The organism is Nocardia colli, from assembly GCF_008704205.1.
Taxonomy (GTDB): Bacteria; Actinomycetota; Actinomycetes; order Mycobacteriales; family Mycobacteriaceae; genus Nocardia; species Nocardia colli.
Window position 1 is genome coordinate 680,826 of the sequence record NZ_VXLC01000001.1, and the last position, 18,599, is coordinate 699,424.

General features: G+C 68.1%; 20 protein-coding genes. 10 read left to right on the forward strand and 10 right to left on the reverse strand.

What is annotated here, in order from left to right:
• Positions 1 to 32 precede the first annotated feature (32 nt).
• A complete protein-coding gene (locus tag F3087_RS03330) occupies positions 33 to 344 on the forward strand; it encodes a GNAT family N-acetyltransferase (protein WP_150400259.1) in 312 nt (103 codons plus the stop codon).
• On the opposite strand, the gene F3087_RS03335 is transcribed toward F3087_RS03330, so the two are convergent.
• Complete coding sequence (locus tag F3087_RS03335; protein ID WP_150400260.1) at positions 338 to 1,099, reverse strand: lysophospholipid acyltransferase family protein; 762 nt, start codon at positions 1,097 to 1,099, stop codon at positions 338 to 340. The two genes, F3087_RS03330 and F3087_RS03335, sit on opposite strands and share 7 nt — an antisense overlap.
• Positions 1,100 to 1,213: 114 nt before the next feature.
• On the opposite strand from F3087_RS03335, the gene F3087_RS03340 reads away from it, so the two are divergent.
• From F3087_RS03340 to F3087_RS03350, 3 genes are all read left to right on the forward strand, one after another.
• Entirely contained in the window at positions 1,214 to 1,858 is a 645-nt protein-coding gene (locus F3087_RS03340; RefSeq protein WP_150400261.1) for a YqgE/AlgH family protein, read from the forward strand.
• Positions 1,859 to 1,920: 62 nt separating this feature from the next.
• On the forward strand, positions 1,921 to 2,430 hold the full coding sequence (locus F3087_RS03345) for a sigma-70 family RNA polymerase sigma factor (RefSeq protein ID WP_107653329.1): 510 nt from the start codon (positions 1,921 to 1,923) through the stop codon (positions 2,428 to 2,430).
• Positions 2,427 to 3,158 carry an anti-sigma factor family protein gene (locus F3087_RS03350; RefSeq protein ID WP_150400262.1) on the forward strand — a complete coding sequence of 244 codons (732 nt, stop codon included), beginning with the start codon at positions 2,427 to 2,429 and terminating at the stop codon, positions 3,156 to 3,158. The genes F3087_RS03345 and F3087_RS03350 overlap by 4 nt, the downstream gene beginning before the upstream one ends.
• A 67-nt stretch (positions 3,159 to 3,225) precedes the next feature.
• Here the strand turns inward: F3087_RS03350 and F3087_RS03355 are convergent, their stop codons facing one another.
• The 3 genes from F3087_RS03355 to F3087_RS03365 all read right to left on the reverse strand — a co-directional run bounded on the left by F3087_RS03355 (position 3,226) and on the right by F3087_RS03365 (position 5,612).
• A complete protein-coding gene (locus tag F3087_RS03355) occupies positions 3,226 to 3,996 on the reverse strand; it encodes an ABC transporter permease (RefSeq protein ID WP_150400263.1) in 771 nt (256 codons plus the stop codon).
• The gene (locus tag F3087_RS03360) at positions 3,996 to 4,973 is read right to left on the reverse strand and encodes an ATP-binding cassette domain-containing protein (RefSeq protein WP_150400875.1); all 978 of its coding nucleotides are present in this window, start codon (positions 4,971 to 4,973) and stop codon (positions 3,996 to 3,998) included. Before F3087_RS03360 ends, F3087_RS03355 begins: the two co-directional genes overlap by 1 nt.
• Before the next feature lie 123 nt (positions 4,974 to 5,096).
• Positions 5,097 to 5,612, reverse strand: a complete 516-nt coding sequence (locus F3087_RS03365; protein WP_150400264.1) for an EXLDI protein — start codon at positions 5,610 to 5,612, stop codon at positions 5,097 to 5,099.
• A 210-nt stretch (positions 5,613 to 5,822) separates the two neighbouring features.
• Between F3087_RS03365 and F3087_RS03370 the strand changes: the two genes are divergently transcribed.
• From F3087_RS03370 to F3087_RS03385, 4 genes are read left to right on the forward strand one after another with little or no spacing between them, the layout of a single operon-like run.
• Complete coding sequence (locus F3087_RS03370; protein WP_150400265.1) at positions 5,823 to 7,505, forward strand: thiamine pyrophosphate-binding protein; 1,683 nt, start codon at positions 5,823 to 5,825, stop codon at positions 7,503 to 7,505.
• Complete coding sequence (locus F3087_RS03375; RefSeq protein WP_150400266.1) at positions 7,502 to 8,164, forward strand: SRPBCC family protein; 663 nt, start codon at positions 7,502 to 7,504, stop codon at positions 8,162 to 8,164. The genes F3087_RS03370 and F3087_RS03375 overlap by 4 nt, the downstream gene beginning before the upstream one ends.
• 7 nt (positions 8,165 to 8,171) lie before the next feature.
• Entirely contained in the window at positions 8,172 to 9,215 is a 1,044-nt protein-coding gene (locus tag F3087_RS03380; RefSeq protein WP_150400267.1) for a 3-oxoacyl-ACP synthase III family protein, read from the forward strand.
• Positions 9,212 to 10,246: an aminotransferase class I/II-fold pyridoxal phosphate-dependent enzyme gene (locus tag F3087_RS03385; RefSeq protein WP_150400268.1), complete on the forward strand. Its 1,035-nt coding sequence runs from the start codon at positions 9,212 to 9,214 to the stop codon at positions 10,244 to 10,246. The genes F3087_RS03380 and F3087_RS03385 overlap by 4 nt, the downstream gene beginning before the upstream one ends.
• A gap of 12 nt (positions 10,247 to 10,258) precedes the next feature.
• On the opposite strand, the gene F3087_RS03390 is transcribed toward F3087_RS03385, so the two are convergent.
• From F3087_RS03390 to F3087_RS03405, 4 genes are all read right to left on the reverse strand, one after another.
• Positions 10,259 to 11,263, reverse strand: coding sequence for a bile acid:sodium symporter family protein (locus F3087_RS03390; RefSeq protein WP_150400269.1), 1,005 nt, complete (start codon positions 11,261 to 11,263; stop codon positions 10,259 to 10,261).
• Positions 11,264 to 11,406: 143 nt separating this feature from the next.
• The gene (locus tag F3087_RS03395) at positions 11,407 to 11,751 is read right to left on the reverse strand and encodes a hypothetical protein (protein WP_150400270.1); all 345 of its coding nucleotides are present in this window, start codon (positions 11,749 to 11,751) and stop codon (positions 11,407 to 11,409) included.
• A complete protein-coding gene (locus F3087_RS03400; protein WP_191093802.1) occupies positions 11,748 to 12,620 on the reverse strand; it encodes a DUF692 domain-containing protein in 873 nt (290 codons plus the stop codon). The genes F3087_RS03395 and F3087_RS03400 overlap by 4 nt, the downstream gene beginning before the upstream one ends.
• Positions 12,621 to 12,633: 13 nt before the next feature.
• The gene (locus F3087_RS03405) at positions 12,634 to 13,530 is read right to left on the reverse strand and encodes a TIGR04222 domain-containing membrane protein (RefSeq protein WP_150400271.1); all 897 of its coding nucleotides are present in this window, start codon (positions 13,528 to 13,530) and stop codon (positions 12,634 to 12,636) included.
• 183 nt (positions 13,531 to 13,713) lie between these two features.
• Here F3087_RS03405 and F3087_RS03410 point away from each other — a divergent pair, with 183 nt between their 5' ends.
• Positions 13,714 to 14,091 (forward strand): cupin domain-containing protein, encoded by a 378-nt coding sequence (locus tag F3087_RS03410; RefSeq protein WP_223884790.1) that lies wholly within the window; start codon positions 13,714 to 13,716, stop codon positions 14,089 to 14,091.
• A 4-nt stretch (positions 14,092 to 14,095) separates the two neighbouring features.
• Here F3087_RS03410 and F3087_RS03415 read toward each other — a convergent pair whose 3' ends face one another.
• Complete coding sequence (locus tag F3087_RS03415) at positions 14,096 to 14,503, reverse strand: SdpI family protein (RefSeq protein WP_150400272.1); 408 nt, start codon at positions 14,501 to 14,503, stop codon at positions 14,096 to 14,098.
• A gap of 351 nt (positions 14,504 to 14,854) precedes the next feature.
• Between F3087_RS03415 and leuS the strand changes: the two genes are divergently transcribed.
• Positions 14,855 to 17,701 (forward strand): leucine--tRNA ligase, encoded by a 2,847-nt coding sequence (leuS, locus tag F3087_RS03420; RefSeq protein WP_150400273.1) that lies wholly within the window; start codon positions 14,855 to 14,857, stop codon positions 17,699 to 17,701.
• A gap of 69 nt (positions 17,702 to 17,770) precedes the next feature.
• Here the strand turns inward: leuS and F3087_RS03425 are convergent, their stop codons facing one another.
• On the reverse strand, positions 17,771 to 18,544 hold the full coding sequence (locus tag F3087_RS03425) for a polysaccharide deacetylase family protein (protein WP_150400274.1): 774 nt from the start codon (positions 18,542 to 18,544) through the stop codon (positions 17,771 to 17,773).
• Positions 18,545 to 18,599 lie beyond the last annotated feature (55 nt).

Below are 18,599 nucleotides of genomic sequence, written 5' to 3' on the forward strand. Positions count from 1 at the left end.
CGGATGACGTCGCACGGGAGTAGCGTCGAGCCATGTCGACGGAGGTCCGTATCAACACCGCTCTGGAACGCTTCGAGCTCTATGTCGACGGTGACAACGCCGGGTACGTCGAATACCAGGACACCCAGTCGGAACGCGCGTTCGTGCACACCGAGATCTACCCTCGCTACGAGGGCCAGGGCTACGGCCGCGTGCTGGTCGAGGCGGCGTTGAACAGCACCGCCGAGGACAAGCTCGGCGCGCTGCCGATGTGCCGGATGGTGCACCACTTCATCGAGACCCGCCCCGAATACCTGGTGATGGTGCCGCACTGGGCGCGCGACAGCCTGAACCTGCCTCAGTAGGCGGCGACCGCCCCGTCCAGCGCCAGTTGCAGATCGGTGCGCACCAGCCGCGCGATATCGCCGGGCTTGGCCGGTAATTCGGTGATCGGCACGCCGAAATAGAAGCTGGCCGACTTGGCCTCCTCCTTGTTCGGCTGCACCGTCGGGTCGGCCCGCGGCCCGTAGCTCAGGCCCATCGACACCAGCACCGGCTCGACGCCGAGCTTCATCGCGCGAAACGCGATGTGCCCGATGCCGCTACCGACCGGCTGCACCTGGGTCGGGTCGACCTCGTTGCAGGTGCCCTCCGGGAACACCGCGACCCCGTCGCCGCGCGCGATCCGCTGCGCGCAGATGTCCATCATCCGTTGACCAGCCGCATTGACGGCCCGGATCCCGTGGTCCTTGCCGCGGAACACCGGGATCCCGCCCATCATGTCGATCTTGCGGCGCTGCTCGGGCTCCTCGAACAATTCGTCCTTGGCCAGCACCCGCACCCGGCCGATCACCGGGCGCAACGCGCTGCGCCACGCCGCCGCGGCGACCGTGTACGGATCGTTCTCGGAAAGATGATTGATCGAGATCAACAGCGGCCTGCCCTGCCGGATCGCCGCCCGCATACCGGCCCGCGCACCCTCGGCGTAGGCGATGCGGGGATAGTAGCGACGTCCCAGAATGGCGTAAGCACCCCAGGCTTTCAGCCGATTCTGCCGATGATCGAGATAGAAGTCGTACACGGTGTCGCTGTTCTCGAGGCGTACCTCGGGAGGTTCCATGACACGGACTCTACGACGCCCGCAAGCGCCCAGCATCGGCCCCCGAGACAAATTCAGCACACCGAACTGGTCAGCAGAAGCGCACATCGCCCGAACAACTGCGATGATGTCCGAGTGGCACGCGCAGACGACCCGGATGATCGGAAAACTCGCGGCGGGCACGGCGACCGCAAGCGGCGCGATTTCCGGCACGGCGAGCAGGTGGTGCGCGCCGGCACCCTGCTGGTGTCGGCGACCGAACTGGCCGAACCCACCTTCCGGCGCACCGTGGTCTACATCATCGAGCACAACGAGGCGGGCAGCCTCGGCGTGGTGCTGAACCGGCCGAGCGACACGGCCGTGCACGACGTGCTCCCCCGCTGGACCGAGGTGGCGGCCGCGCCGCGCACCCTGTTCATCGGCGGCCCGGTAAAGCGGGACGCCGCGCTGTGCCTGGGCACCGTCCGGGTCGGCGCGAGCATCGACGGCGTCCCCGGCCTGCGCCGCATCGATGGCCGCGTGGTGCTGGTCGACCTGGACGCCGACCCCGAGGAGATCGGGCAGTTGGTCGAGGGCATCCGCATTTTCGCCGGTTACGCGGGCTGGACCTTCGGGCAGCTGGAGGGCGAGCTGGAGAACGACGACTGGATCGTGCTGTCCGCGTTGCCTTCCGACCCGATCAGCACCGGCCGCGCCGACCTCTGGGCGCACGTGCTGCGCCGCCAGCCGCTACCCCTATCACTGCTGGCCACCCATCCGATCGAACTCGAACGAAATTGAGATGTGCGCTCTCATTGAACCGTTTGCCCCTGCTGAATCGTGGGATGAGCGGGAGGTGAGCAATGCCCGACAACCGAACCGAGTTGTTGCGGGTCCTGTACGACGAACACGCGGCCGCGCTCTGGCGGTACACGCTCGGCCTGGTCCGCGACCCCGGACGGGCCGAGGACATCGTGCAGGAAACGTTGCTGCGAGCGTGGCAACGCCCGAACGTATTGGATCAGTCCGATACTTCGGCGCGCGCGTGGCTGTTCACGGTGGCCCGCAATCTTGCCGTGGATGAGCATCGCAGCGCCCGCAACCGGCGCGAGTTCCGCACCGACGCCCCGCCGGAGCAGGCGACGCCGGACCAGGCCGATCGCGCCTTGGACGGCTGGGTGGTAGCGGACGCGCTGGGCAGGCTCAGTCCCGATCACCGCGAGGTGATCGTGCGGGCCTACTATCGGGGCCTTTCCACGCATCAGATCGCGGCGGAACTCGATATTCCGCCGGGCACGGTGAAATCCCGGATGCACTACGGCATGCGGGCCCTACGGTTGGCACTACAGGAGATGGGGGTGACGAACCAATGACCGATATCGCTGACGACTACACCACGTGGGATGCGCCCTACGTGCTCGGCTCCCTGACGCGAACCGAGCGCCGGGAATACGAAGAGCATTTGGCCGGCTGCCCCGCCTGCCAGGCTGCGGTGGCCGAACTGGCCGGGATGCCCGGCATGCTCGCGATGGTCGAACCCGCGACCGCGCTCGCGATGATCGACCTGCCCGAAGCCGTTGCGCCGCACCCGGGCTCGGCGGCGCCCGAGGCCGGACCGCCGGTGCCGCAGTTGCTGCCCAGGCTCGCCGATGCGGCGGCGAAGCGCAGGCGGCGGAGCCGGTGGGTGTCCGTCGGCGCTGCGGTTGCCGCTGCTGCGGCCGCGGTGGCCATCGCGGTTCCGGTGGTCGCCACCGTGACCTCGTCGGGCAACACCGGCACCGAACAGGTTGTCGCGGAACGCAGTATGCAACCGCTCAAGCCGAACCCGGTGACGGCCAGCTTCAAGGTCGTGCGGGACAACGACAAGACGCGGATCGTGATGAGTTGCAGTTATGGGCCGAGCAACCAGCAGTACAACTGGAATCTGAAGTTGTTCGTGCTCGGCACCGACGGCAGCCAGACCGAGCTCGATCAGTGGCCGGCCGGGCCGGGCACCGAGCTGACCATCGATCGGACCATCGACAAGACGCCGGACCAGATCCGGGCCGTCGAGATCCGGTTGGCGTCGACCGGCGAGACCCTGCTCTCCGGCACCGTCTGAGCACAGACCGATCCCCCCGCCGGACTCTCCGGCGGGGGGATCGGTACCCCTCATCGTGTGGTCGTGCTCAGCTGGTCTGGCGACGGAAAATCGAGTTCGCCCACAGGAATCCGACGAGCGTGAGTCCGGTGCACCAGGCCAGCGCGAGGATGCCGTTGTTGCCGATCTCGGTGCCCATCAGCAGCCCGCGCACGGTCTCGGTGATCGGCGTGAACGGCTGGTACTCGGCGAACTGACGCAGCCCGACCGGCATGGTGTCGGTGCTGACCAGGCCGCTGCCGAGGAAGGGCAGCATGATGATCGGGAACACGATGTTGCTCGCGCCCTCCGGGTTCGATGACAGCAGGCCCAAAGCGACTGCGAGCCAGTTCAAGCCGAAGACGGTGAAGGCGAGCAGGCCGAACGCGGCGAGCCATTCGACCACGTTCGCGTCCGGCCGCCAGCCGATGAGCAGCGAGACCGCCGCCATCAGCACGATGCCGCCGAGTGCTTGCAGCAGCGCGCCGACCACATGTCCGGTCAGCATCGACGATTGGGTTATCCCCATGGTGCGGAACCGATTCACGATGCCCTTGGACGCGTCGGTCGCGATGGACACCGCCACCGACGCGGTGATGTAGGCCGGCACCATCAGCAGCATGCCGGGCGCGAGATAGTCGATGTAGTTTCCGCCCGACGACTTCTCCAGCGCGCCGCCGAAGACGAACTTGAAGATCAGCAGCAGCACCGTCGGCATCACGATGATGCCGACGCTCATGCTCGGGTATCGCTTGGCGTGGGTCAGGTTGCGCCGCAACATGGTTGCCGAGTCGGCCAGGGCGTAGGACATGGTACTCATCAGACGGTTTCCGTTTCGAGGGTCGGCTGGCCGGTGAGGGTGAGGAAGACATCGTCGAGGTTGGGCGTGTGCACGGCCAGCCCGTCGACCTCGATCTGTTCGTAGTCGAGCCGATCCAGCAGGGCCCGAAGCGATTTCACGCTGCCGTCGCTCGGCACGGCGAGGGTCAGGTCCGCGTCGTCGTCGGCCTCGTCGACCGTCCGCGCGGGCACGCCGAGCGCGGCGGAGGCGGCGAACAGGGCGCCGCGATCGGCGAACTGCAACCGGATGTGCCCGCCGGGCACCAGCCGCTTCAGTTCCGCCGCAGTGCCTTCCGCGACGATCCGGCCCTGGTCCAGCACCGCGATGCGGTCGGCCAGGTGGTCGGCCTCCTCCAGGTACTGGGTGGTGAGGAAGACCGTCACGTTGTAGTCGTCGACCAGACCGCGGATGAGCTCCCAGATGGCCCGCCGGCTGCGCGGATCCAGGCCGGTGGTCGGCTCGTCCAGGAAGATGATCCGCGGATCGCCGACCAGGGTCATGGCCAGGTCCAGGCGCCGGGTCATGCCGCCGGAATAGGTGGAGGCGGGCTTGTCGGCGGCCTCGACCAGATCGAAGCGGGCCAGCAGATCCGTTGCCAGCCTTTTGCTTTCGCGCCGGGGCAGATGATGCAGGTCGCCCATCAGGATCAGGTTCTCCCGGCCGGTGAGCAGCTCGTCGACGGCGGAGAACTGACCGGTGACCCCGATCGCGTCGCGCACCGCGTCGCGTTCGGCCTCGACATCGTGACCGCCGACCCGATTCTCCCCGCCGTCGGCGTGGATGAGTGTGCTCAGGATCTGCACCGTGGTGGTCTTGCCCGCGCCGTTCGGGCCGAGCAGCGAGTAGATGGTGCCCTCGGGGACGACGATGTCGATGCCGTCGAGCACCACCTGCTCGCCGTACGATTTGCGCAGGCCCAGTGCCGAAATGGCGGGTGCGCGATGGCCGTTGACCATGACGGTCCTTTCGATGAATTCCATAGAAGAATGCGCATGCGCGCATGTTTGATCGACACCGCTCCCAGGGAGCGGCTTTCCGGTCGAACAGTTGCTATTCAGTTGTGCGGAAACGAGATTCGACTAGATGTCGAGGTCCTCGATCTGTGGACGCTTGGCGATATCGACCACTCGCTCGTACACCTTGTCCGGGAGCTTGCCTTTCAACTCCTCGATCGAGTCGACGATCTCCAGGATGAAATCGCCCCAGTCCTGCTCGCCGACGCCGAGCATGCGCCGCCAGTTCTTCAAATCCTTGATCCAGTTGGCGGATTGGGGATAGTCGTCCCAGCTGGCGTAGTGCGCGTGCAGCACGAACTTGCCTTTGCGGCTGCGGAACACCCGGACGTGTTCCATCCGGTGGTCGTTGACGTCGTTCGTCTCGAACAGCAGCGCACCGGAGAACCGGACCTGCCGGACACCGTTGTGCCCGACCCGGACGATGACCTCGTCGTACCCTTCTTGCCGACCCTCTTCCAATTCGATGAACCGGCGCAGCGCCGTGGTCACCGCCCCGGACAGATTGCCGCCAACCAGTTCCTGGGCCCGCTGGAACAGCGGCAGATCGTCATCGGCAACATAGATCGTCTTGTTGGGCATGACACGACTATACGTAGATGTATACGTACACGCAAGCCTGGCCGGCAACGCCCGCCGAAATGCGGCATTTCGGGATCGAGTCGCCCCGAGCGGCGGCCGACTAGTTCACCGTTGAACCGTCTTCCTCGCTGACCCGTATCACTTCTGTACGCAGGAAGTGATCTCGCGTGTGCCCAGCGCACAGGTGGACACCGCGGGAAGGAGCGCCGGATGCAGAGCCGGGTCGTGGATTATTTGGTGCAGGCGGTTTCGGCCATAGGGGTCCGGCACATCTTCGGCGTCGACGGGGCGAACATCGAGGACCTCTACGACGCCGTGTTCGACGCGGCGGACGACGTCACCGGGGTGATCGCCAAGCACGAATTCGCCGCCGCGACCATGGCCGACGGGTATGCCCGATCGACCGGCGGACTCGGCGTCGTGGCCGCGACGTCCGGCGGCGGCGCGATGAATCTCGTTGCCGGACTTGCCGAATCGTATGCGTCGCGGGTTCCGGTGCTCGCGCTGGTCGGTCAACCGCCGACCGCGCAGGAGGGCAACGGCGCCTTCCAGGACACCAGCGGACACGCGGGCACCATCGACGCGGTCCGCATGTTCGACGAGATCACCCGCTATTGCGCGCGCGTCGAGCACGCGGCCGAGCTGCCCGACCAACTGGCCAGAGCGGTGGGCGCCGCCCGGCGTGGCGGGCCCGCGGTGCTGCTGCTGCCCAAGGACGTGCAACAGTCGAGCATCGCGGCGCCGCCGATTCGGTTGCCTGCCAAGGTGTATCGCCGGGACGAGGCGGGACTGCTGCGCCTGCGCAGCGCGCTCACGACGGCCCGGCGGACCGGGAAGATCGTGATCATCGCCGGCGACCAGGTCGCCAGGGACGATGCACGCGATGAACTGGCCCGGTTGGCGGCCGTCCTGGATGCGGCGGTCGGCGTCGCGCCGGACGCGAAGGACACCTACGACAACACCGACCCGGGCTTCTGCGGGGTCGCGGGCACGATGGGCCATCCGGAACTCGGTGCGGCGCTCCGATCGGCCGCATTGTGCCTGCTCGTCGGCACGCCGATGCCGGTTACCACGCGCACCGGCCTGGACGAAGTGCTCGCGGGCAGCACGGTGGCAAGCATCGGAGTGACGCCGCCGTATCTGCCGAGCATCCACGCCGCCAGCACCGACCTCGCCCGCACCCTGGGCGAGCTGGCCGACGAATTCGCCGCTGCCACAGTCACGCCCGAGCGGCGCACCGGCACTCCGCTTACCCCGCTACGTGTTCCGCCGTCGTCCGGCCCTGGACTGCGCTATCGGCAGCTGGTGGAGACCATCGACGCGGCACTGCCCGACGGCACCGACGTCTTCGCCGACGCGGGCAATACCGGTGCGGCCGTGGTGCATCACCTGCGGGTGCCGCGCGGTGGCCGGTTCGTCGTGGCGCTCGGGATGGGCGGCATGGGCTACGCGTTCGGCGCGGGCATCGGTTCGGCGTTCGCCCGCAGGCACGGACCCGGCGGCGAGCGGCGCACGGTGGTGGTGGCCGGCGACGGCGCGTTCTTCATGCACGGCATGGAGATACACACCGCGATCGAGCACGCGCTGCCGATCACCTTCATCGTGCTCAACAACAACGCGCACGCCATGTGCGTGACCAGAGAACAGCTCTACTACCGGGATCGCTACAGCTTCAACCGATTCCGGCCCGCGCACCTCGGCGACGGCATCGGCGCCATGTTCCCCGAGCTGCCCGCCTTCTCCGTGCGCGCACCGGCCGAGCTGGCCGAAACCCTGCGGCACTGCATGGAAACCGAAGGGCCCTCGTTCATTTCGATCGACGTGGACCCCGACGAGGTGCCGCCGTTTCTTCCGTTCCTGACGACCATCGAGCAATCCAGGAGTACATCGTGACTACCAGCGCCCTGCCCGCACTCAGCGATATCCCGGAGGACGCGCTGCCGCCCGGCGTGCTGCGGATCGAGAATTCCGACAAAGACGCGACCACGCCGATCATCATGGACATGCTGCGGTCGGTCTATCCGCACGACCAGGTCTTCGGCGAATACTGCCCGGTGCAGGCGTATATCGCCGCGCCGCCGCGGGAGGTCTACGAGTACCTCGCCGACACCCGCTCGCTGGAGGAGTGGACCTACAGCCTGCGCGGCTTCGTGCCGACCGCGGAGCCGGGCCTGTGGCTGGCCTACGACCGGCTCGGCGACGCGACCGAGATCTACACCCGCACCGTCGCGCATCCGGAGGGGATGACCGTCGACTATCACTGCGCCTGGGACCAGTCGCAGCACCTGTGGATGATCTACCTGCTCCGCGTCGTCGACGCGCAGGTGGTGTTCAACAAACCGGGATCGGTTGTGCTGTGGGTCAATTGCAAGCATCCGTTCTACGACGAGAACCCCTATCCCGAGACCGCGCCGGCCAAGCGCCCGGTGTGGGTCGGTGACTTCTGGGAGATGTTCTCCGCGGGGCACCAGCTGGAGATGGACAACCTCAAGGCGATCTGCGAGTACCGGGCGGCCAACGGCCTGCCCATCAAGCCCGACTGGATGAAGTGAGACCCGGATGATCCCCACCAACCCCGACGCGACCGCCCTCCCCGCGGTGAGCCTGGTCGACGTGGCCAGCTACCTGCCCGGCGAGCCGGTCGGCACCGAATATTTCACCCAGTTCTCCCGCTCGGACCGGATGGCGAAGAACGTGATGTTCCGCTCGCCCAAGGGCCGCCACCATGTGGACCGGGACGAGACGGCGGTGGACATGGTCGAGCGCGCCGTCGCGCCGTTGATCGAACGCCATGGCGCGCAGTTCATTTCGGACATCGACGTGCTGATCACGCACACGCAGCTGCCGGACAATCCGGTGCTGGGCGCCGGACCGGAGGTGGCCAAGCGGCTCGGCGCGCGCCCGGCCTTCGTCTACGACGTGCACAACGGCGGCTGCGCGGCCTTCGTGCACATGATGTCGATCGCCCGAATGGTGTTGCAGACCACCAGCGCGCGCACCGCGCTGATCGCGGCGACGCAGAACTGCGCGGGCCCGGTGTTCACCCAGCCCGACATCCGCAAGCTGGCGCAGGCGCCGGTGCCCGGCGACGGGTGCGGGGTCGGGCTGCTGGTCAAGGACGACAGCGCGCCGATCCTGGACATCGAATGCCGCACCTATCCCGAATTCGCCGGGGACATGGAGTTTTCCACCAACGGCGAGCGCAAGTACTGGGAGCCGGGCGAGGGCCAGGGCTGCGTCAGCTTCACCGAGTCGAAGATCACCAAGGTGTTCGCTCGCGGCAACCGGCTGGTGCCGGAAGTGGCGCTGGCCGTGTGTGATCGGATCGGGGTGAAGGGGCGCGACATCGATACCTTCGTCACCAATCAGCCGAACCGGTTGTTCCTGCGCAACTGGCACGACGCGCTCGAACTGCCCGCCGAGCGGCACCCGGACACCTTCGACACGTGCGGAAACCTGTTCGCCGCGGGCATTCCGGTGACCCTGGATGCGGAGAACCGGGCGGGCAGGCTGCGCAACGGCTCGGTGGTGCTGCTGTCGGCGTTCGCGCACGCGGGTGACTTCGCCGGGGCCGCGGCCATCCGGTGGGGCGCGGCGCGATGAGCATCCACGTCATCGACGAGACCACGCCGTCGCGGCGGCGGGGCAGCTCGTCGACGCCGCCGCGGTTCGATCTGACGCTCAGCGAGAACCCCTTCCCGCCTTTGCCTTCGGTGTTGCGGGCGGTGAACAGCGTGCTGGCCCAGGCCAATCGCTATCCGGAGTTCCTGCCGCGGCGGCTGCCCAGGCTGATCGCGCGGCACCTGGGCGTGCAGCCGGATCAGGTGGTGGTCGGTTCCGGCGCGACGGGGGTGGCGATGCAGATCATCCAGTCGCTGACCACGGCCGGCGCCGGAATGGTGTTCGGGACGCCGACTTTCGACGGTTATCCGATCATGGCCGAGATGGCCGGCGTCGAGGTGGTCCCGGTGCCGTTGGACGCCGACGGCAACCAGGACCTGGCCGCGATGGCCAAGGCCGTCGACAAATGGACCGGGCTGGTGGTGGTGTGCCGCCCGCACAACCCGACCGGCACGGTGGCCTCGGCCGGCGCGCTGAAGACCTTCCTGAACAGCGTGCCCACCCGGGTGCCGGTGATTCTGGACGAGGCCTACGTCGAGTTCCTCGGGGCCGCGGAGTATCTCGACCCGCTCACGCTGCTGAGCCGGCATCCGAATCTTATTGTGCTGCGCACCTTTTCGAAGGCCTACGGACTGGCCGGGCTGCGCATCGGTTACGCGTTCGGCCGACCGGAGATGATGTCCAGGGTGCGCAGGCTGCAATTGCCGTTCGGGGTGAGTTCGGCGGCGGTGGCCGCGGTGTCCGCGTCCTACGCCGCCGAACCCGAACTGGCCGTGCGGACCATGCGGATCACCACCGAGCGGGAGGCGCTGCGGGACGCGTTGCGACGCTGCGGGATCGCGGTGCCGCGCAGCCACGCGAACTTCCTGTACCTGCCCGGCCCCGGCGTGGCGACCGCGCTGCGGCGGGCGGGCATCGCCGCCAAGGCGTATCCCGATGGGAGCGCGCGCATTTCGGTCGGCGATCCGGCGGCCGACCATGCGGTCCTGGAGGCCTTGGCGACGCTCCGTTAGCCGACGGCGTCGCTAAGCGGCGGGCCGCAGTTCGCCGGACGCACCCGGCTCCTCCGCCTGCTTGGCCCACCGCTGGGCCAAGGCGGCGCAGGTGATCAGCTGGATCTGATGGAACATCATCAGCGGCAACACGATCAGCCCGACCGGCTGGCTGGCGAACAGCACGGTCGCCATGGGCAGCCCGGTGGCCAGGCTCTTCTTGGAGCCGCAGAACACGATCACGATCCGGTCCGGCACGGCGAAGCCGAAGATCCGGCCCATCAGCATGGTCGCGGCGATGACCAGCCCGAGCAGCACACCGCACACGCCCGCCAGCGCCAGGATCCGCCACGGCGAGAGCATGTGCCAGATGCCCTCGACCATGCCCGCGCTGAACGCGCTGTAGACGACCAGCAGGATCGAGCCGCGGTCCACCAGCTTCGTCGGCTCGGCGTAGCGGCTGAGCCAGCCGTGCACCTTCGGCCGGATCAGCTGGCCTACGGCGAACGGCACCAGCAGCTGCAGCACGATGTCGCCGATCGCGGAGAAGTCGACGCTGGCCTGGCCGGTGGTGTTCATCAACAGGATGACCAGCAGCGGCGTCACGAAGACGCCGATCAGGTTCGACGCGGTCGCGCTGACGATCGCGCCGGGCACGTTGCCCTTGGCGATCGAGGTGAACGCGATCGAGGACTGCACGGTGGACGGCACCAGGCACAGGAACAGCAAACCGGTGTAGAGATCGTCGGTCAGCACGCTGGGTACCAGCAGATGGGCCGCCAGCCCGAGCAGCGGGAACAGCAGGAATGTGCTCGCCAGCACCACGGTGTGCAACCGCCAGTGGGTGAGCCCGGCCAGGGCCTCCTTCGGCGAGAGCCGGGTGCCGTACAGCAGGAATAGCAATGCGATGGCAATCTTCGTCAGCACGCTTACTACGTCGGCCGCGTTACCCCGGGCGGGAAACACGCTGGCCAAGGCAACCGTAGCGAGGATCGACAGGATGAAACCGTCGATATAGAACTTGCTGAGGAATCGCACACCACACGCTAACGCCGAGCGTGTGCCCAGATGGAACCAGAACGTACGTAATTCGTCACACCATAGGACCTCTTCGCATATTAGATAAACGCGAACGATCGTTCGTAGACTTCGTAGGAGGTAGTGCAGGCCGGGTAGGTCCGCTATCGCGATCGGCGCAGAAACGACCGGCGGCCACGCGCCGGCGCACCGCTCGCGGGCAGCGCGATGCCCGCATGTTCGGCGAAAGCTGTTGCGTCCGCGGCGGTGGACGTCTTCGGCTTGTCGGCGGCCCAGGCGATGAACCGCGCGATGAAGTCGTCGCCGCAGGCGTGCGCGAGCAGCGGGAAACGGCGCGCGACCGCACCCGCGCGCTTGTGCAGCAATGCGCGGGCGGCCGCGGCGACGGAGTCGGTATCGAAACCGGCCGGCACCGGACTCCCGGCGACCAGGGCACGAATCAGCGCCGCCTGCCGCTCGGCGAGCGCGTCGGTTTCCGGCTGCGTCATGCGCGCGCCGGTCGTGCGCGTCCGGTGAGGCTCGGGCGGTGCGCGGCGGCGGCAATCGCGTCGAGTTCATCGAGGAGTTCGGCCGCGGGCGGGTAGTTGCCGTCGCGTTCCAGCATCAGCGGCACCGGGTGGCGTTCGGTGAATTCGCGGACGAGGGTGAGGACTTCGGCCGGAATGGGGTCGGTGTGCGTGTCGTGATAGCGGCCGCCGGATTCGTGGCCGCCCGCGACGTGGCAATAGGCGACGCGTTCGGTGGGCAGGCGCAGGAGTTCGTCGAGCGGGTCACGAGAACGGTTGCGGGCGTTCGCGTAAACGTTGGCGATATCGAGCAGCAGGTAAACCCCGGTCCGGTCGACGAGTTCGGCGAGGAATTCCGCCTCGGTGTATTCATCCTCAGGCCAGTCGAACAGTGCCGCAATGTTTTCCACCGCCAGCGGAACGTCGAGTCCCGCCTGGGTGCGGGAGATATTGCGGGCCAAGACATCCAAGGACGCCTTGGAGCGCGGCACCGGAAGCAGATGTCCCGCTTCGACTCCACCGGCGCGGACGAACGCCACGTGCTCGCTCACCAACGGCGCGCCCAGTGCCGCGGCGCACGTGGCGAGATGTTCGATCCGGCCTTCGTCCACCGGTTCGGCACCGCCGAGTGACAACGAGATACCGTGCGGCACAACGGCTACGCCACGTTCGGCCAACGCCGTCAGCTCGGCGGGCAGCACTACCTCCGACCTGCCGAGCAGTCGCCGTCGCACCGGCAGCGACTCCGCGATCACCTCGCAGAACCCGAGGCCGTCCAGCTCCGCGATCACGCCGCAGATCTCCGGCCGCCACCCGATCCCGAGCGACCCGTCGGTCAACGGCCCGCCCATCGGCAACGCCGATTCAGCCGCCACAGCCACCGCCGCAGCCGCCACCACCGCCACATCCGCCGCCGCCACTGTCACCGCTGCTGCCGCCGTCGCTACCCGAAGAGCTCGGTGGCTCAACGGCACTGGCGAGTCCGGGGTCGAGCGTCATCAGCGCGGCGCCGCCGAAGATCGCGGCGGCGAGCGCCGCGCTCTCGACGCCGTAGGTGGCGTAGGCGGGCGAATTGGACGGCCGCAGATGCGCATTGCTGCTCGTCGCGTTCTTCCGGGCCAGCCGGCCCAGCGGCGTCAGCCGGGGTTTGGCCACCACCAGCCAATAGCAGAACGCCTGCACCACAAGCGCGATCACCAGGAACGCGACCGGGTTGTGGTTCAGCGTCCCGGCGACGAAGCGCACCACGCCGACCAGCCCGACGATCAGCAACGGCATCCCCGCGTCCCACAGCTTGCGCCGGGATGCCGCGTCGGGGAAGTACCCACGCTTGATCATCGAGTCGCGCAGCGGACCGAGGGCGGCCGCCGAATTGGCGGTCAGCGCGGCGACCGTCGGCTTCGCGCCGCCCGCGATCCGGTCGTAGATGGATCGGGTGAACGGGTCGAGCCGGTGCTTGTCCGCGTCGGTCAGCGGGCGGGCAGGCGCGGCCGCCGAGTCGATCAGATCGTGGCTGCGCAGCCGGGCCAGCGCGGTCAGCACCGCCCGGCGGTCGTCGAACAGCATGGCGATCTCGGGCAGCGACAGATCCAGGCCCGGACGCTCGATGCCCCGGGTATCGGCGGCGCCCCGGGTGACCCGCAACCGCATGATCAAGCCGATCAGCAGCGCGAGCCCGATGAACGGCCAATACCAGGCCATGAAGTCGGGACCGGATATACCCCACGTATCACCGGCGGCGACAAAGTCGAACGTTTTCATTTCCACCCCGAAAATCAAGCTGGTACTGCAACGCCCCAAGTATGGACTGCCGTCACCGCCGCCGACAGGGTTCGACCCGAAACGTAACTCGCCCGATTCAACCCCCCGGACACCGTGGCACCACACGGAAAGGCCTGGTCGTCAATTGCTACGCGGCGCGCACGGGAATGGTTCGATGCACTGGTGACGCGACGCGAGTATCGGGTAAATGCGGCGCCCGCACGGGGCACGGCGAGCCGCGTGCTGTTCCGGTTCGCCCTCGGTCGTCGCGAATTCGTGCTGCGGCAGACGATCATCGAGCCCGGCGGCAGCAGCGGTTGGCATTATCACGACGGGACGCTGCTGGTCGTCGTCACGCACGGCACGCTCGATCATCCCGGCGCGGACTGCGCACCGGTGACTTACCGTCGCGGACGCGTCTTCCGGGAACCGAGCGGTCCGAGTTATCCACATGTCGCACGGAACCCCGGCTCGGTGCCGGTCCAGCTCTGCGTGCTCTACCTCAATCCGGTGGGGAGTCCACTGTCGCGCAGTGTGCCCCCGCCGGACTGCGCCGAGTAGCGGATCAGGTGGCGGGCTGGCAAGCGTCGCGCAGCGAGCAGGCGCCGCAGGCACTGCCGCAGCCGCCGACCTCGGCGGGCGGGGCGATGGCGGCGGCGGTCGAGGCGGCCGCGTTGGCGCCCGCGCCGAGGGTGAAGAGGGCGACAATGGCCGCGCCCGCGCCGACGATCAGGGCGACGATGCCGCTCGCGGCGAGGGCGACGAGACCACCGGCGAACAGCAGCGCCCCGGCGGCCAGCGAGGTGGGGGCGGCGACGCGATTCGCGATGCGGAAGGTCTCGTCATCGGACAGGGCGGCCTCGGTGTGCACCCCGACGAAGCGGTTGCGCGGCAACTTGCCGATCAGTCCGAGAGCGCCGGTTGCGATGGCCACCAGGGCCAGCACGAACAGGACGAGAGCGACGACGAGCACCAATGCAGGTTATCGCATCGGGGTCTGCCGCCCGCCGGGAGCTACCCGCAACTGCTCAGCACCCGGTGCGCCACCGCTCCGGACAGGCGCGTTCCACACAGCGCGGCACCCGGTGACCGGCGTAGCAACCAAACGCACTGTTGGGACCGCTCAGATGGGAACGACAACCCGCGAGTAGCGCGAAGCCGGTGCGGCGCAGTCGCATCCCGACGGGCGGGTAACTTCGTCCGGGGCGCGGACGCGGACGCGCCGAGCAGGTGAGCACAGCCCGATTTTCGGTACTGCGGTCCGCACGTTCTACCCTGATAGACGAAGTTTGTCGGGGATCGGCGATCACAAGAAGGCAGGACCGTGCAGGACACTCGTGCAACCGATAGCGATGTACCCGAGCACCGGTATACCGCGGAGCTCGCGGGCCGCATCGAACGTCGGTGGCAGCAGACGTGGAGCGAGCGCGGGACCTTCCATGCGCCGAATCCGGTCGGTCCGCTCGCCGGCGCCACCCCCGCGGACAAGCTGTTCGTGCAGGACATGTTCCCGTACCCGTCCGGCGCCGGTCTGCACGTCGGGCATCCGCTCGGCTACATCGCCACCGATGTGTTCGCCCGCTACCACCGGATGCACGGCCGCAACGTGCTGCACGCGCTGGGCTACGACGCGTTCGGCCTGCCCGCCGAGCAGTACGCGGTGCAGACCGGCGCGCACCCGCGCGACACCACCGAGTCGAACATGGCCACCATGCAGCGCCAGCTCGACCGGCTCGGCCTCGGGCACGACCGGCGGCGTTCGTTCGCGACCACCGATCCCGAGTACTACCGCTGGACCCAGTGGATCTTCCTGCGCATCTACAACGCCTGGTACGACCAGGAGCTGAACCGGGCCCGCCCGATCGCCGAGCTGGAGGACCAGTTCGCCACCGGCGCGCGTCCCGCCCCCGACGGCAAGGACTGGGCGGCGCTGTCCGCCGCCGAGCGCGCGGCCGTGCTCGACTCGTATCGCCTGGTGTACCAGACCGATTCGATGGTCAACTGGTGCCCCGGCCTGGGCACGGTGCTGTCCAACGAGGAGGTCACCGCCGAGGGCCGCAGCGAGCGCGGCAACTTCCCGGTGTTCCGGAAGCGGTTGTGGCAGTGGATGATGCGCATCACCGCCTACTCCGACCGGCTGGTCGACGATCTCGATCACCTGGACTGGCCGGAGAACGTGAAGGCCATGCAGCGCAACTGGATCGGTCGTTCGCGTGGTGCGCAGGTCAAGTTCGATGCGAACGGCGAGCAGATCGAGGTCTTCACGACCCGTCCGGACACGCTGTTCGGCGCGACGTATGTCGTGCTCGCGCCGGAGCACGAGCTGGTCGACCGGCTGACCGCGGCGGCCTGGCCGGAGGGCACGGATGCCCGCTGGACCAACGAGGGCGGCGCCAGCCCCGCGGATGCCGTTGCGGCCTACCGCAAGTCGATCGCGGCCAAGTCCGATCTGGAGCGCCAGGAGAACAAGGAGAAGTCCGGCGTCTTCCTCGGCAGCTACGCGACCAACCCGGCGAACGGCGAGCCGATGCCGATCTTCATCGCCGACTACGTGCTGAGCGGCTACGGCACCGGCGCGATCATGGCGGTGCCCGGCCACGACCAGCGCGACTGGGACTTCGCCACCGCGCTCGGCCTGCCGATCAAGGAGGTCGTGGCGGGCGGCGACCTGAGCGCCGCGGCCTACACCGGCGACGGCGCGATCGTGAATTCCGGTTTCCTGGACGGGCTTTCGATCGACGAGGCGAAGGCGACGATCGTCGCCCGGCTGGCGGCCGACGGCCACGGCAAGGGCACCATCCAGTACAAGCTGCGCGACTGGCTGTTCGCCCGGCAGCGCTACTGGGGCGAGCCGTTCCCGATCGTCTACGACGAGGACGGCGCGCCGCACGCGCTGCCGGAATCCATGCTGCCGGTACGGCTTCCGGACATGGACGACTTCGCCCCGGTGACCTTCGACCCGAACGACGCGAACTCCGAGCCGTCGCCGCCGCTGGCGAAGGCGACCGACTGGGTGAACGTCGAACTGGATCTCGGCGACGGCCCGAAGCGCTACCGGCGCGACACCAACGTCATGCCCAACTGGGCGGGCAGCTCCTGGTATCAGCTGCGCTACGCCGACCCGACCAACGCGGAAGCGTTCTGCGCCAAGGAGAACGAGCAGTACTGGCTCGGCCCGCGCACGGCCGAGCACGGCGCGAACGATCCCGGCGGCGTGGATCTGTACGTCGGCGGCGTCGAGCACGCGGTGCTGCACCTGCTGTACGCGCGGTTCTGGCAGAAGGTGCTCTTCGACCTGGGCGACGTGTCCGGGTACGAGCCGTACCGGCGGCTGTTCAACCAGGGCTACATCCAGGCCTACGCCTACACCGACGAGCGCGGCGCCTACATTCCGGCGGCCGAGGTGGTCGAGCGCGACGGCAAGTTCTTCTGGACCGATCCGACCGGCACCGAGATCCCGGTGAACCAGGAGTACGGCAAGATCGGCAAGTCGCTGAAGAACGCCATCTCGCCGGACGAGATGTGCGATCTGTACGGCGCGGACACCTTCCGGTTCTACGAGATGTCGATGGGTCCGCTGGACACCTCGCGGCCGTGGGCGACCAAGGACGTCGTCGGCGCACACCGCTTCCTGCAACGGATTTGGCGGCTGGTGGTGGACGAGGAGACCGGCGGGGTGCGGGTCACCGACGCCGCGCCGGCCGACGAGACGCTGCGCCTGCTGCACAAGACGATCGCGGGCGTCGACGAGGATCTGGCCGCGCTGCGCGACAACACGGCCGGCGCGAAGCTCATCGAGCTGACCAACCACCTCACCAAGACCTACCCCGACGGCGCACCGCGCACGGTGGTGGAGCCGCTGGTGCTGATGCTGGCGCCGCTGTCCCCGCACATCGCAGAGGAACTGTGGGAACGGCTGGGGCACACCGCTTCGCTGGCGCACGGCCCGTTCCCGGTGGCCGATCCGGCGCTGCTGGTGGACGAGTCGGTCGAGTACCCGATTCAGGTCAACGGCAAGGTGCGCAGTCGAATTCAGGTTCCGGCGGATGCCGACACCGCGGCGATCGAGGCGGCCGCGCTGGCCGACGAGAAGATCGCCGCGCTGCTGAACGGCGCGGCGCCGCGCAAGCTGATCGTCGTGCCCGGCCGGCTGATCAACATCGTCGCCTGAGCGCATCGAGCGGAGTCATATGGTTGCTGTGCAACGGCTTTCAGCGACCATATGACTCGCCTCAGCGAACTAGCGCGGGGGTAGCAGGACGTCGTTGAGCGTCACCATGGACAGGTTGCGCTCTCGGATGATGTCCACCAGCTGCCCGTAGCAGTGCGTCACGGCGGGGGCGTTGGCGTGCCCGATGATGATGGTCTGCGGGTGGAAGTACTTGTGCGCGCACTCGATCAGGTACTCCTCGGTGATCACCCCGGAGTCCGAGAGCGAGCCGTACCACATGGCCGGCACGGTGTAGCCGAGGTCGGCGGCGACCTTGTCGACGGTGGCGTTGTGCCGGCCGAACGGCGGCCGGTAGTACGGCGCGCCGTCGACGCCGAAGTTGTTGTGCAGGTACGCCTTCGCGCGTTGCAGCTGATCGGCGACCGCGCCGGCGGACAGCTTGGTCAGGTCGGGATGATCCCAGGTGTGGTTGGCCAGCTGGATCTGTCCCGCGTCGACCAAGGGCCGCAACGCATCCCGGTGAATCGCCCACGAGTCGTAGTAGGCGGTCACGAAGAAGGTGAACCGGGCCCCGGTGTCCTTGGCGAATTTGATGTACGCGCCGACCACCTCGGGGCTTGCCCCGTCGTCCACGGTCAGCGCCATGCTGGTGCCTGGCCCGGGCAGCGCGGTGATGGTCGCGGCCGGAATCGGCGTCTTCGGCCCGCCGGGCGGCGGCGGTAACAGGGGCGGGCGCGGCGGGGCGAGCGGTCCGCTACCGGCCGATCCGCTGGTGATCGGATCTCCCTCCGCGACCGCGCATCCGGCCAGCGCGACCGCGGTGCCCGCGGCAAGCATCAACATCCGGCGTCTATCCACTGCTCTGAACCCTTAACTCTGGTCGAACGAACCGTCCCCG